This window comes from Rhizobium anhuiense (assembly GCF_003985145.1).
Classification (GTDB): Bacteria; Pseudomonadota; Alphaproteobacteria; order Rhizobiales; family Rhizobiaceae; genus Rhizobium; species Rhizobium anhuiense.
In genome coordinates this window covers 1-13,663 of record NZ_ML133526.1, presented here as the reverse complement: position 1 = coordinate 13,663, position 13,663 = coordinate 1, and the positions used below count along the sequence as shown (strand labels likewise).

The following is a 13,663-nucleotide window of genomic DNA, read 5'->3' as shown; positions in this document are numbered from 1 at the left end:
AGTCCGGACATAAGCCGGCTCATTCTTCCCATTTGATTTTGTGCGGACCGGGCAATTTCAGCCGGTAGCCGACGGGCAGAAGTTGAAAGTCGTAGCGGCGCTCGATTTCGCCCCACAGGCCGCGCGGCAGGTAGAGGGAGAAAATCAGGGCGGTGGCACCGAGGCCGATCAGGTACCAGACGCCGGCTGCGCCGAAGAAGGTCTCGATCACGAAGAACAGGATGGCGCCGAGGATGGCGCCCTCGAACTTGCCGATGCCGCCGACCAGCACCATGAAGATCATGTAGGCTGTCCATTGGACGCTGAAATAGGTCTTCGGCTGGAAGGTGGTGGCGGTTGCCAGCCACAGGCCTCCGGCGACCGCGATGCCGAAGGCGGCGAGCACGAAAAGCAGCCTCTTCGTCGCGATCACGCGCACGCCGACCGAGGTTGCCGCCTCCTCATTGTCGCGGATCGCCTGCATGGCGGCACCTGCGCGGCTGCGCATCAGGATGAAGAGAGCGCCGAGCAGGGTCGCCATGGCCGTCAATGCGAGCCAGTAGATCGTTGCCCGCCGCGTGCCGCTGTCATAGACGTTGAGCGAGATCAGCGAGGTTCCGGTTTCCCCCTGGATCAGCCCGTCGAGGTTGACGAGCAGGTGGGCGAGTGTGGCGACCACCCACATGCCGATCGCGAACTCGCCGCCCTTCAGGCGCAGCATGAATAGCGAAAGCGGGATCGACAGGGCGCCGGTGACGATCGCGGCGGCAAACAGCGCGACGAAGGGATTGAGCCCTGCATCGGCAAGCCGGATGGTGAAATAGGCGCCGAGGCCGAAGAACACCTGCTGGCCGACCGAAACCAGCCCGCCGAAACCGGCAAGCGCATTCCACATGGCGGCAAGGATGACGTAGATGAACAGCGCCGTCATCCGGTCGATCGCGCCGGCGCCGAGCACGGCGGGAGCGAACATCAGCAAGGCGAGCACCGCGGCCATGGAGCCGAGCGCCACCCGAGACGATTTCGTCCAGCGCTCTATCGATATTCCGTTGGAGATGATGGTCATGTCGGGCTCCGGAGACGGGCGCGCAGCTTGAGAGAGGCGCCGAATTTGTCGAGAACCGGCATGCCGAACCGGGACAGCCTGATGAACAGCACCAGCAGGAACACGGCATGGCCGCCGATCAGGAAACCTTGCGGATGCAATTGCGCGCCGAGCGATTGGGCAAGGCCGAGAACGATGCCGCCGGCAAGCGTGCCCCATAGTGATCCCGCTCCGCCGATCACGGCCGCCTCGAAGGCGAAGAGAAGCTGCGGGCCGCCGGCATAGGGGCTGAAGGTCGCCCGCATCCCGAGAAAGGCGCCGGCGATGCCGACCGTGACCATGGTGATCGCAGTGGCGACGGCGTTGACCCTGCGGGCATCGATGCCGACCAGTCCTGCCGTATCGGGATCTTCCGCCGTCGCGCGGATGGCGCGGCCGAGGGCAAAGCGGCTGAGGAAGAACTGCAGCGTGCCGAGAATGAGGACTGCGGCCACCATCATCATGACGGCAAGCTTGCCGACGAAGATGTGGCCGGGCAGCTGCCAGGAGGCATAGGACAGGTTGCCGATGAAGGGCGCGAGCGACCTTGTGTCGGCGCCGAACTGCTCGAACAGCAGGTTATCGATGACGATTGACAGGCCGAAGGTCGTGAGAATCGGCAGGAGCGTGCCGCCGCGGGCGCTGCGTTCCAGGATGAAGCGCTGCAGCAGCCAGCCGACGGCCGCCATCACCGGCAGCACGATCAGCAGGCCGTAGAAAGGCGGAATGCCGGCTTTGGCGGCGAGCAGCCACAGGCCGTAGGCGGCTGCGACCGCCAGGCTGCCATGCGCGAGATTGATGATCCGCATGACGGAGAACATGAAGGACAGGCCGCAGGCGATAACGGCGTAGTAACCGCCGAGCAGAATGCCCTGGAGCAGGGTATTGATCACTATGCGCTCCTTTCGCCGGCTGCCCGGTGCAATCCGAAATAGGCTTGGGTGACGTGCTCGCGCGTGACGGCCGCCGCCGGCCTGTCGAGGACGATGCGTCCCTCGAGCATGCAGATGACACGGCTTGCCACGCTCATGGCGCGGGCGAGATCCTGCTCGACGAGCACGATTGTTGTTCCCGACGTCAGCAGCGCTTGCAGCTGGGCATAGACGCGATCGACGACCAGAGGCGAAAGCCCGAGCGAGACCTCGTCCAGGAGAAGAATATCGGGATTGCTCATCAGCGCCCGGCCGATGGCGGTCGCCTGCTGTTCCCCGCCCGAGAGGTGCCCGGTCTTGGCGTGACGACGGGGTTTCAGGTTGGGAAAGGCGTCGAGCACGCGATCGATGCTCCACTCGCCCTTGCGGCCGGAGCTCTTTCCGAGAAGCAGGTTTTCCTCCACCGTCATCTGTGAAAACAGGCGCCGGCCTTCCGGCACCAGGGCGATGCCCTTGGCGATGCGCTTGTGGGACGGCACGGAAGCCAGATCTTCGTCGTTGAGAAGGACGCGGCCGGAGGACGGAAGGTGGGCGCCGGCGATCGATCTGAGCAACGTCGTCTTGCCGGCGCCGTTCGCGCCGACCAGCGCCAGCACTTCGCCTTTGGCAAGATCGAAACTCACGCCGCGCACCGCCTGCAGCAGGCCGTGGCGGACGTCGAGGTCGCGGATGGAAAGAAGGCTCATGCGGGCGTCCCTCCAAGATAGGCCTTGACCACCTCCGCATTGCTCATGACCATTTTCGGTTCGCCATCGGCGATGATCCTGCCGGCGTCCATGCAGATCAGCCGTTCTGCCACCTGCAGCAGGATATGAACGATATGCTCGATCCAGACGATGCCGATGCCGCGGCGGCGCAATTCGAGGATGGTCTCGACAAGCTCGCTCGCCTCGCCATCGGTCAGACCGCCGCCGATCTCGTCGAGCAGCAACAGTCTCGGCTGCGTGGCGAGCGCGCGGGCAAGCTCCAGCCGTTTGCGATCCAGCAGGCCGAGCGTATCGGCGGGGCGGTTGGCGACATCAAGCATGCCGCAGAGCGAAAGCGAATCCACCACGCGCTCATAGGCCTCGTCGCGGCTGGCGGCATTGCCGTGCGATGCGGCGACGAAAACATTTTCGAAGGTCGTCATGCCGCTGAAGGGTTTGGGAATCTGATGGGTCCGGACGAGCCCGGAGCGGCAGCGTTCCGCCGCCGTCCGGTTCGTCACGTCGGCGCCGTCGAAGGTGATGCTTCCCTCGCTCGGCGGAAAGGCGCCGGCGAGCACGCTGAGCAGGGTCGTCTTGCCCGCGCCGTTCGGCCCGACAATGCCCACCGCCTCGCCATCGCCCATGGAAAAATCCAGATTCTCCAGGACCACGAGCGCGCCGAACCGCTTGTGGATCCCCTTGGCCGAGAGAAAGGCTCCTCCCGGCCGTCTTTGCGCTTGCTGCTGCACTTTGGTTATCCGTTGTAAGCGGTGAGCTTGGCGCCGACCGGAACGTTCGGGTCGGTGGCGTTTTCGGTGACGACATAATCGAGTGCGAATTTCGAGCCCTCCGGCGCTTTCACCCATTGCGTGCCGATGATCGGCCCGGGAGAAACATTGGCGACGGGACCGCTGGTGAAGTCGACCTTGCCGGCGATCGTCGTGGTCTTCAGCGTGCTGAGCGCCTTGGCGACGGCCTCCTTGCTCTTGACGTCGGCGCTTGCTTTCAGCGCATCGAAGCCGGCGTCGAGAAGCGCAAGGCTGGCGCCGAGCTGCTGCGTCCACTGTTTGCCGCTCGCCGTTTCATAACCGTCGGCGAGTTCGGTTCCGGAGACACCCGTCAGCGTCGATTTGTAAGGGAAAGCCTTGTGCCAGTACGCGGCGCTGCCGATGTTCAGGCCGAGGTCGCCGAGCGCCTCGATGTCGGAGGGAAACAGGCCCGTCTTGGCGATCTGGCAGATCTTGATCTGCTGGGTGAGGCCCTGCTGCGCGGCCTGGCGCCAGAAGGCGGCGAAGTCGGGCGGGATCGGGAACGAATTGAAGATCTCCACGCCCTCCTGCCGGAAGAGAGCGATCTGCGCGGTAAAGTCGGTGGTGCCGGTTTCATAGGCGCCGGGATCGACGATGGTGAAGCCCTCCTTGGCGAGTGCCGGCGCCAGATGGGCACGGATCGCATTGCCGTCGGCATCGTTGGGATACATGACGCCGACCTTCTTGTTGGTCTCGATCAGGTTCCATTGCGAAACATAGGCCTTGTGGAATTCTTCGACGCCGAAGCCGAAATGATAGGTCCACTTGAACGGCGAGGGTGCGCCGGGCTTGGCGCCGCGGCCGAAATACCAGGCTTCCCAGGGCATGACCGTCGAGAGGCAGGGAATGCCGGCCGCTTCGCAGGCGTCGGCCACCGGGTTGATGGTTTCGGGCGTCGAGACGGCGAGCATCAGGTCGATCGACTGGTTGTTGATCAGATCCTTCGCCAGCTGGCCGGCGCGCGAGGGATCGGATTGGGTATCCTGGTCGAGAATCTCCACCTTCCAGGTCTTGCCGCCCGCCTGCAGGCCGTTCGCCAGCGCCTTGCGCGCCAGGTCGAGCACATAACCGTCCGTCTCGCCGAAGCCGCCGAGCGGGCCGGTGCGCGGGCTGATGAAGCCGACCTTCAGCGTGTCGCTGCTTTGAGCAAAGGCGGTGCGGCCGGAAAGCGCCAGCGCCGCGCCTCCCGCCACGGTCGATGCGATGAAAGAGCGGCGGCTCAGCGATGCCGCGTTGAATTTTCCGCTGCGGAAAATGCCGTTCATGAAATCATTCCTCCCTCTTGATGGGGCCTCCCAGCCCGTTCCCAATGTTCATTTCCACCGATCTCAATTCAGATCGGGTAGTGCCGTTTTCCCGATGCGATGGTGACCCATCGGAGCTCGGTGAATTCATCGATCGCCGCCTTGCCGCCGAAGCGGCCGTAGCCGCTTGATTTGACGCCGCCGAAGGGCATTTGCGGCTCGTCGGAAACTGTCGCCTCGTTGATGTGGCAGATGCCGGATTCGAGCCGCATGGCGACGGCAAGCGCGGCATTGACGTCGGCGCCGAAAACGGCGGCCGACAGCCCGTATTCATTGTCGTTGGCAACCGTCACGGCCTCGTCGACGCTGCCGACCCGGATGATCGCGGCGACCGGCCCAAAGCTCTCCTCGCGGTAGATGCGCATGGCGGGTGTGACGTGATCGATGACGGTCGCGTCCATCAGCGTGCCGTTGGCGTGACCGCCGCAGACGAGCACCGCGCCTTTCTGCAGGGCGTCGTCGATGAGCGACCTGACCCGCCGGATGGCCTCGGCGTTGATCAGCGTGCCGAGCGGCGTGTTGCCGTCCTTCGGGTTGCCGGCGACGAGGGTTGCGGCCTTCGTCCGGAACTTGCCGACGAAGCCGTCGGCGATCTCGTCCATCAGGATGATCCGTTCGGTCGACATGCAGATCTGGCCCTGGTTCATGAAGGCGCCGAAGGCGGCAGCACTGACGGCCTCGTCGATATCGGCGTCGGCCAGAACGATGAACGGCGCCTTGCCGCCGAGTTCGAGCAGGCAGCGCTTGAGATGCCTTGCCGCGGATTCGGCGATGATCCGGCCGACACGGGTCGAGCCGGTGAAATTGATGCGGCGCACGGCCGGATGGGCGATCAGGGCGTCGACGACGGCGGCGGCATCGCTCGGCGCATTGGAAACGACATTGACGACGCCTCGCGGAAAGCCGGCGTCACACAGGACGTCGCCGATCAGGCCATGGGTTTTCGGGCAGAGTTCGGACGCCTTCAGGATGACCGTGTTGCCGCAGGCAAGCGGCATGGCGACGGCGCGGGTGCCGAGGATGATGGGCGCATTCCAGGGGGCAATGCCGACGCAGACGCCTGCCGGCTGGCGGACCGCCATGGCAAGGTTTCCAGGAATTCCTGAAGGAATGAGCTCGCCCGAGATTTGCGTGGTCATCGCCGCCGCTTCCCGGAGAATATCCGCGCCGAGCCCGCAATTGATCGCGGCCCATTGCGCGGTGGCGCCGGTTTCGCCGGTCATGGCGGCGATGAGTTCCGGTGCGCGGGCGTCCAGTATATCGGCGGCGGCATTCAGCAGCCTGCGCCGTTCGCCCGGCCCGGTCTGCGACCAGTCCGGAAAGGCTGCCGCGGCCGCATTGGCCGCCCTTGTCATGTCGGCAACGGATCCGGCCGAGGCAATCGTCGCGACATCGCCGGTCAGCGGATCGATGCGTTCGAAGGTGGCCCCTTCGGAAGCATCCATCGCCTCGTTGTTGATCATCAGCTTTGCCGCGAACACTGTTCCACCCAATTCGTCACGTGTTGGCGCCAAGTGCCGGCGCCTGCATTGTTGCCATGGGAGAAAACGAGCGGACGCGGCGCCACAAGGGTCGCCTGACGATTCCTGCATCTGTTGAAGAGCCTCCTCCCAAAGGCTGATGAGAAAAGGTTACGCCGATCTGGCCTGGATGGAATGCGATTTATTGGGTTAATATTGTAATTATCCGGTGATATCAGCATTGTTTGACGCGGGAATGGAGGAGAGGCCTTGGCGACGGACGGGGGGATTCATCACTATGCCAGGGGCGAGTGGCACGGGCCGTCGCTGTCGCACCGGCGCATCCGTTTCCAAAAGGGACTGTATGCCGATTTCTACCATTTCCTTCTGCTGGGGGAGGGGAGTGGGGAGCTTCATTTCGACAATGGCGACCATCGGGTGCTGCACGGACCGCTGCTTGCCTTCCTGCCGCCGCAGGCGCGGTGCGACCTGTCGATATCAGCCGGAAGCGCCGCCCATCTGGTTGGCGCCTCGCCGCAGATCATGGTCGATGCGATCGGCGACAAGGTGGAATCCTATTCGCTGCGCATCTTCACCGAGCAGCGCAAGCTGGTCGAGGCACTGGATCCCTCCGCGGTGGCCGAAATCAGCCCGCTGATTTCGGGCTTCGTGCGGGAACTGGGCGATCCCGCCCGCTCCTCCTGGATGGTCGCATCCGCCTATATCAGGCTCATTCTGATGGCGCTGTGGCGCGGCTCCGACGGCGAGAGAAGCGAGCAGCGCGGGCAGGGCGAGACCGGATCGATCCTGCAGAGATATCGGCAACTGGTCGAGGCCGGCTTCCGCCGGCACCGGCCGATCAGCGACTATGCCGCGGAGCTGGGCGTCACGGCCGACCGGCTGCATTCCATCTGCCAGAGGGCGCTCGGCCGCTCACCGATCCAGCTCCTGCATGAGCGCGTGGTGCAGGAGGCAAAACTCAGGCTGGAACGATCGGCCCGCAATATCCAGGAAATCTCCGACAGCCTCGGCTTCCGCGACCCGACCTATTTCAGCCATTTCTTCAAACGCAAGACCGGCCTTTCCCCCGCCGGCTACCGCGAGATCGCCCGCGCGTCCGCCGGCTCGGAAAACAGCATGCTGTCCTCGGGCTATGCGGATTGGCCTTAGGTTTGGGGCCATTGGGAAAAAGTTGGAGTTTGCCGGGTCTTGGATCGCAAATCGTGCGAACATGGAATCCCAAGCTGGGGTAGGATTGCAATGCGCCAGGAAGTGGTCGTTGCGCGCCGCAATCGGCAATGGTCGACATGGGGCCGATAGCGGACTAGCAGCTCCCAGTGTCGTTGAATTAGTAGAGACGTTTAAATCGAAGCGTGAAGCAATCGCCATCTGCCGATGTAAGGATCTCAGCTCTTGCAAGGGATCGAGTCACGTTTCCCCCAAATTGCTGCTCAATCCTCCAGAATGCTCGCGATCCTCACCAAATCTGCAACTGACGATGCGTGCATTTTTCGCATCATGTGACCGCGGTGAAGCTTCACGGTGGCCTCAGCGAGCTGAACTTCAGCCGCAATTTGTTTGTTCAGCTTCCCGGCGACGACCAATGTCATAATCTGCCGCTCGCGCTCGGTAAGTTTGGAATACCTTAAGCGCAATGCCGCCGTTTGATTTGCCTCTTCGCGTCGAGCACTATCTCTTACCAAAGCGCGGTTCACCGCTTCGAGCAGGTCCTGCTCGCGCACTGGCTTGGTAAGCACATCGATAGCTCCAGCCTTCATGGCGCGGACAGCCATCGCCACATCGACATGAGCGCTGATCAGCACCACTGACCTTGGGTGGTGGCTTTTTGCTAATGCCTCTTGAAACTCCAAGCCGCTTTGACCTGGCAATCGGATATCCAGCACAATACAGCCTGCACGATCAGGATCATCGACAGTAAGGAACTGTGCTACCGAACCATGGGTTTCAGCGACAAGTCCGACAGATTCGAACAATCCTCTCAGAGCTTCGCGGACACTTTCGTCGTCATCAATGACAATAACTGTGGGCCGGCCTCTCTTGCGATCATCTATCATGGCCAAGATCGCCCTCCGCCATTGGCAAAGTGAACGTGAACAGGCCTCCGTCCCCGTTCTCCCCCGATGAAGCCCAAATACGGCCACCATGTGCTTCGACGATTGAACGGCATATCGATAAGCCCATTCCGATACCGTCGGCCTTCGTGCTGTAGAATGCTTCGAAAACGCGCTCCAACTCGTGGATAGGTACCCCGCGGCCTGTGTCCGAAACACTCACTTTCACAAGCTGCTCATCTGCAGTACATCGGATGACGATGCGTCTTGCCCCGGAAGAAGCTGCCATCGCTTCCGCGCTATTCATGACCAGGTTTAGAACAACCTGCTGCAGTTGTGTCCGGTCTCCTACGACTTCGATAGGCATTTGGGCCATATTAAGACCAACTTCTATTCCGCGCCTTTGAAGTTCGCCGGTCAACAGATTCAGTACCTCACGCACGGCGGGTTTGAAGTCAGTTTTCTCAATTTTAGCAGGCAACTTCTGAGCCATTGCCCGGATACTGGTGATAATGTCACCGGCACGATGTCCGTCCCTGACGATCCTTTCGGCTGCCAGCCGCGCCTGCTCCAGATCGATATGACCCGGCTGTAGCCAGCGCAGACATGTGCCGGCATTCGTGACGATTGCCATCAGCGGCTGGTTGACTTCATGGGCAATCGAGACGGCAAGTTCACCTGTGGCTGTCATCCGGGTCACATGTGCGAGGTCACTCTGACTTTGCCGCAAGGACTCTTCGGCCCGTTTGCGATCCTCAATATCCACGACGACGCCGTACCATCGCACAACATTTCCATCTGAATCCAGAAGTGGGCTTTGTCGAAGGTTGAACCATCGATATTCGCCATCGGCGCGTCTGATGCGGGCATCCACCGGACGGCTTTTTTTCGAGGCTACGATATCGTCCCAAGCCATACGCATCGGCTCGACATCATCAGGATGAAACATGCGATAAAAGCCGAAGCCGACGATCTCTTCAAAAGGTAGTCCGACATAATCGATCAAGTTTCGATTAAAATATTCAAGCCGGCCATCCGAGGTGCAGGACCAAGCCATGGCGGGTATCGTGTTGATGATAAGATTGAGCTTGTGTTCACTTTCCCTGAGCGCAGCTTCGCTTTCTCGAAGAGCATTCTCCGCGTATTGCAGGTCTTCGATATCGATATTGACGCCGAACCAACGAACGAGCCCGTTGGCATCGACAAGCTTGCGGCCCGAGAAGTAAAACCAGCGGTACCCGCCGTCTGCTCCGCGAATGCGTCCTTTCAAAACAGTGTGGTCGGAATGCTCTAGGTCTCTCTTCCAGATGTCCACCATGCCGGGAATATCGTCTGGGTGATAAAGGTCCAGGAAGCCCCAGTCGAGAATTTGGTCAGCAGGACGGCCTGCATAGTCCAGCCAGCTTTTATTGACAAAATCGGCGCTGCCATCCGGTCGCGCTGACCACACGAGAACAGGCAGCGAATTGATGATAAGGCTGAGGTTCTCTTCGCTGGCCGCAAGTGCAGTCTTCGTTTCCTTCAATGCATTTTCGGCCTGTTTGCGGTCTTCTATATCGAGGACCACACCATACCATCGCAGGACATTTCCTTCGGCATCGAGCCGCGGCTTCTGCCGAAGCGTGCACCAACGATATTGGCCATCTGCGCGCCTGAGCCTGCCCACGACCTCTCTGGCATGCTTTGAGGCCATGATGTCATGCCATTCCGATGCGAGATGTGACGTGTCGTCGGGATGAAACAGTTTGTAGAAACCCACTCCGGAGATTTCCTCAAGCGGCGCCCCGATAAACTCGAGGAAGTGCTGGTTGGCAAAATCCAGCATGCCTTCCGACGTTGCCGACCACACCATGGCGGGGATCAGATCGATGATAGGATCGGTTTCCGGCGCTCGTTCCACCGCACTCTCCGTTCAGAGTTTGAGACGTTCCAGAGCCCAGACGCTTCGACTCCAAGTCAGGAAATATCGAAAGGTGGTCGATTGTCCGCCGGAAATAGTTACGAGATTTCTGTGAGTTGCGTAAGGACAAATCGATATACGAAGGTCTATGGTTACAATGCCATTGTCTAGTTGCACGTGACCTAGATCGTAATTGAGAGCGATCGCAAACCCGCTTACTCCTACACATCGAGACGTCTTTGATGAACGACGATGTCGGCTGAACCGTCGTCGTGTTCATATCGAACATTTACGTGCATCGAATTCCATACCACTGCCATTTCCTGACCTGAGGCAGCAGCCTCCGGTGACATTGTTTTATCGCGACGGCGCTTGCGCGATCCGGACGACCGACAGCAGCCCTCGTTCGAAACCAATTTTTGTTTCATCTCGATTTATGGGGAGACCATCATGCGTAGCTTGATTATGTGCCTGATGCTGGCGACCGCCAGCATGACTGTCGCAACAGTGGCATCAGCGCTTCCCGCGCAGGCCACGACAGACGTTCACGAGGCTCCGGTTCCCATTCACTACCGAACCGCGAAGATCGAGGGTCTCGAAATCTTCTACCGGGAAGCCGGGCCGGCTGACGCTCCGGTCGTGTTGCTGCTCCATGGTTTTCCGACGTCGTCCCACATGTTCCGGAATCTGATCCCGCTCCTCGCAGACCGATACCACGTCATAGCGCCGGACTATCCGGGTTACGGGCAAAGCGAATCTCCCGATCGTAGCAAATTTGCCTATACGTTTGGCGGGGTCGCTAATATCGTAGACAAGTTGCTGGATCATTTGGCGGTCAAAAGCTACGCGATGTACGTCATGGATTATGGTGCACCGGTGGGATACCGCCTGGCGCTGAAACATCCGGAACGGATCAGTGCGCTGATCATCCAGAACGGCAATGCCTATGATGAAGGGCTGAAGGAATTTTGGGATCCCATCAAGACCTATTGGTCCGATGGCGCAGAGAAGAGCCGTGAGGCGCTCTCCGGTCTGGTCACGCTCGAAACGACCAAGTTCCAATATACCGATGGCATGGAAGACGTGTCGCGCATCAGCCCTGACAACTGGGTTCACGACCAGGCTCTTCTGGACCGACCAGGCAACAAGGATATCCAGCTCGATATGTTGTATGATTATCGCACCAACGTGCCGCTTTACCCTGACTTCCAAAACTTCTTTCGTGAGCGCAAACCGCCCACGCTCATCGTCTGGGGCAAGAACGATTACATCTTTCCTGAGGCCGGCGCTCATCCTTATCTCAAGGATCTTCCGGATGCCGAAATTCATATCCTGAATTCAGGTCACTTCCTGCTTGAAGAAAAACTGGACGTCGTCGCCCCCCTTATCAACGACTTCCTGGATCGCAACATCGGAAAGAAGTGAACATCAGGCATGGTCACCGGCGGTGTGACCGAGGTTCCGCCAAACCGAGGTCGCACTGCTGAACAGCGGTTACTGAATTCCAGATTTTGGAGATCTCCCATGCCGTACCATTTTTTGGAAGTTGCAATTACTCCGAATGTGCGGCTTTCCCAAGCTGAGATGGGTGCTGATCAGATTTGGTTGGACGACCACCATCGCGAGTCGGATAGTTTCACCGACAGCGAGCTTTCTTTCATCGCCGCACGGGACAGCTTCTACGTTGCATCTGTGTCGGAAACCGGCTGGCCTTATGTTCAGCATCGCGGTGGGCCAAAGGGTTTTCTCAAGATCGTAGACAATAAGACGCTCGCTTTTGCCGACTATAGGGGCAACCGCCAGTACATCAGTACCGGAAACTTTGCCGCGAATGATCGGGCCTGCCTCTTACTGGTGGATTACCCTCGGCGAGCCCGGCTCAAGATCTACATGCGTGTCGAGAAGCTGGCACTTGATACCGACCCCGCACTGACCGATCTTGTTTTGGATGCCGGCTACCGAGCAAAGGCTGAGCGGATTTTCCGGTTACGGCTGGAGGCCTTCGATTGGAATTGCCCTCAGCATATCACACCGCGTTATACCGAACTCGAAGTCGAGAACGCGGTGACACCATTACGTGAGCGCTTGGCTCAATTGGAAGCGGAGAATGCAGAGCTGCGTGCTCGGATCACGGCCTTGGGAATTCTATGATGAACGCCACAAGACCCCTTTTACCACCCTTTTCAGCGGCTTCCGCAACAGAGAGGGTTCGGCTTGCCGACGATGGCTGGAATAGCCGTAATCCCGAAAAGGTAGCACTGGCCTATAGCGAGGACAGCCAGCACCCCGGTCTCAACGATTTCGGTTTCTAAGGGGGAAGAACGACATGAGGCATACCACCTATCACCGCGTTGATATCGACGGTCTCGAAGTATTTTATCGGCAGGCCGGAGAACCAGCCAAACCGACCCTGTTATTGCTGCACGGATTTCCGTCTTCGAGCCACATGTTCCGCGATCTCTTTTCCGCTGCTCGCCGACCGATTTCACCTTATCGCGCCCGACATACCGGGGTTCGGCCAGTCGGAGGCGCCCGCGCGCGAAAATTTCGCCTACACGTTCGACAATCTTGCCCACATCATCCAGAGGTTCATTGAGGTGCTGGGCATCGAACGATTTGCCCTCTACGCTTTCGATATCGGAGCACCCATCGGCTTCCGCATCGTGATGAAGAACCCGGAGCGGGTGGCGGCAATCATTTCCCAAAATGGCAATGCCTACGAAGAGGGGTTGAGCGACGTCTGGAATCCGATCAGGCGATACTGGTCCGATCCTACGACCGCCAACCGCGATGCGCTGCGCGAGATCATGAAACCCGCCGCCATCCGCTGGCAGTACGAGCATGGCGTTTCGGATTTATCGAACGTGTCTCCCGATGGCTATTCGCTCGACGCCTTCCACATGGCGCGTCCGGATAGTGAAGAAATCCAACTCGACCTTGCGCTCGACTACGCGAGCAACGTGGTCCTGTATCCGATGTTTCAAGCATATTTCCGCCGGTATCAACCCAGGTTCCTGGCAATCTGGGGCGACAAGGATCCCTTCTTCCTGCCCGCAGGTGCGGAGGCCTTTAGACGCGATCTCCCGAACGCTGAGATCCAGCTCCTCGATACAGGCCACTTCGCGTTGGAGACGCATTCCCGAGAAATTGCCACCGCGATAGCGGACTTCCTGACTTAACCCCGCTCGCAACCGCCGGCTTACACCGTTGCTGACGTCGCTGCGGTGAAGTCTGTTTGGCCGTTTGATCGTTAAGGACACGAGCATGGATCGCCCGTCAGCATCGCGCCAAATGGTGCCGGAAGAAGAACTCATCGAAGTGAAAGCATTTATCGACCTCTTCATGATCGCGCCCCAGACGTTCGTCGACCAGGCTGAGTTTCGCTGCATGCCATTGGCTGGAGGTTGCGCAATATCGCTGCCAAGCGCGCCCGCCAT

Annotated in this window: 11 protein-coding genes and 2 pseudogenes; 5 read left to right on the top strand and 8 right to left on the bottom strand. The window is 59.9% G+C overall.

Going from position 1 to position 13,663, the window contains the following annotated elements:
* Window positions 1–19: 19 nt before the first annotated feature.
* From EEQ99_RS16985 to EEQ99_RS16960, 6 genes are all read right to left on the bottom strand, one after another.
* Complete coding sequence (locus tag EEQ99_RS16985; protein ID WP_127430782.1) at window positions 20–1,045, bottom strand: branched-chain amino acid ABC transporter permease; 1,026 nt, start codon at window positions 1,043–1,045, stop codon at window positions 20–22.
* A complete protein-coding gene (locus EEQ99_RS16980; protein ID WP_127430781.1) occupies window positions 1,042–1,956 on the bottom strand; it encodes a branched-chain amino acid ABC transporter permease in 915 nt (304 codons plus the stop codon). The genes EEQ99_RS16985 and EEQ99_RS16980 overlap by 4 nt, the downstream gene beginning before the upstream one ends.
* Entirely contained in the window at window positions 1,956–2,681 is a 726-nt protein-coding gene (locus EEQ99_RS16975) for an ABC transporter ATP-binding protein (protein WP_127430780.1), read from the bottom strand. The genes EEQ99_RS16980 and EEQ99_RS16975 overlap by 1 nt, the downstream gene beginning before the upstream one ends.
* Window positions 2,678–3,430 carry an ABC transporter ATP-binding protein gene (locus tag EEQ99_RS16970; protein WP_127430779.1) on the bottom strand — a complete coding sequence of 251 codons (753 nt, stop codon included), beginning with the start codon at window positions 3,428–3,430 and terminating at the stop codon, window positions 2,678–2,680. Before EEQ99_RS16970 ends, EEQ99_RS16975 begins: the two co-directional genes overlap by 4 nt.
* A gap of 5 nt (window positions 3,431–3,435) precedes the next feature.
* A complete protein-coding gene (locus tag EEQ99_RS16965; protein ID WP_048338163.1) occupies window positions 3,436–4,755 on the bottom strand; it encodes an ABC transporter substrate-binding protein in 1,320 nt (439 codons plus the stop codon).
* 68 nt (window positions 4,756–4,823) lie between these two features.
* Entirely contained in the window at window positions 4,824–6,287 is a 1,464-nt protein-coding gene (locus tag EEQ99_RS16960; protein ID WP_174824466.1) for an aldehyde dehydrogenase, read from the bottom strand.
* A gap of 237 nt (window positions 6,288–6,524) precedes the next feature.
* On the opposite strand from EEQ99_RS16960, the gene EEQ99_RS16955 reads away from it, so the two are divergent.
* On the top strand, window positions 6,525–7,424 hold the full coding sequence (locus EEQ99_RS16955; protein ID WP_127430778.1) for a helix-turn-helix transcriptional regulator: 900 nt from the start codon (window positions 6,525–6,527) through the stop codon (window positions 7,422–7,424).
* Window positions 7,425–7,705: 281 nt separating this feature from the next.
* Here EEQ99_RS16955 and EEQ99_RS16950 read toward each other — a convergent pair whose 3' ends face one another.
* A complete protein-coding gene (locus EEQ99_RS16950; protein ID WP_097631012.1) occupies window positions 7,706–8,329 on the bottom strand; it encodes a response regulator transcription factor in 624 nt (207 codons plus the stop codon).
* The gene (locus EEQ99_RS16945; protein ID WP_127430777.1) at window positions 8,319–10,226 is read right to left on the bottom strand and encodes a PAS domain-containing sensor histidine kinase; all 1,908 of its coding nucleotides are present in this window, start codon (window positions 10,224–10,226) and stop codon (window positions 8,319–8,321) included. Before EEQ99_RS16945 ends, EEQ99_RS16950 begins: the two co-directional genes overlap by 11 nt.
* 450 nt (window positions 10,227–10,676) lie before the next feature.
* Between EEQ99_RS16945 and EEQ99_RS16940 the strand changes: the two genes are divergently transcribed.
* From EEQ99_RS16940 to EEQ99_RS16925, 4 genes and pseudogenes are all read left to right on the top strand, one after another.
* On the top strand, window positions 10,677–11,651 hold the full coding sequence (locus EEQ99_RS16940) for an alpha/beta fold hydrolase (RefSeq protein ID WP_127430776.1): 975 nt from the start codon (window positions 10,677–10,679) through the stop codon (window positions 11,649–11,651).
* A 99-nt stretch (window positions 11,652–11,750) separates the two neighbouring features.
* On the top strand, window positions 11,751–12,377 hold the full coding sequence (locus EEQ99_RS16935; RefSeq protein ID WP_063474153.1) for a pyridoxamine 5'-phosphate oxidase family protein: 627 nt from the start codon (window positions 11,751–11,753) through the stop codon (window positions 12,375–12,377).
* Window positions 12,377–12,508, top strand: a pseudogene (locus EEQ99_RS16930) (DUF1348 family protein); the annotation flags it as partial. The gene EEQ99_RS16935 and the pseudogene EEQ99_RS16930, both read left to right, overlap by 1 nt.
* A gap of 44 nt (window positions 12,509–12,552) precedes the next feature.
* A pseudogene (locus EEQ99_RS16925) lies at window positions 12,553–13,405 on the top strand (alpha/beta fold hydrolase).
* The last annotated feature ends 258 nt before the right edge of the window (window positions 13,406–13,663 follow it).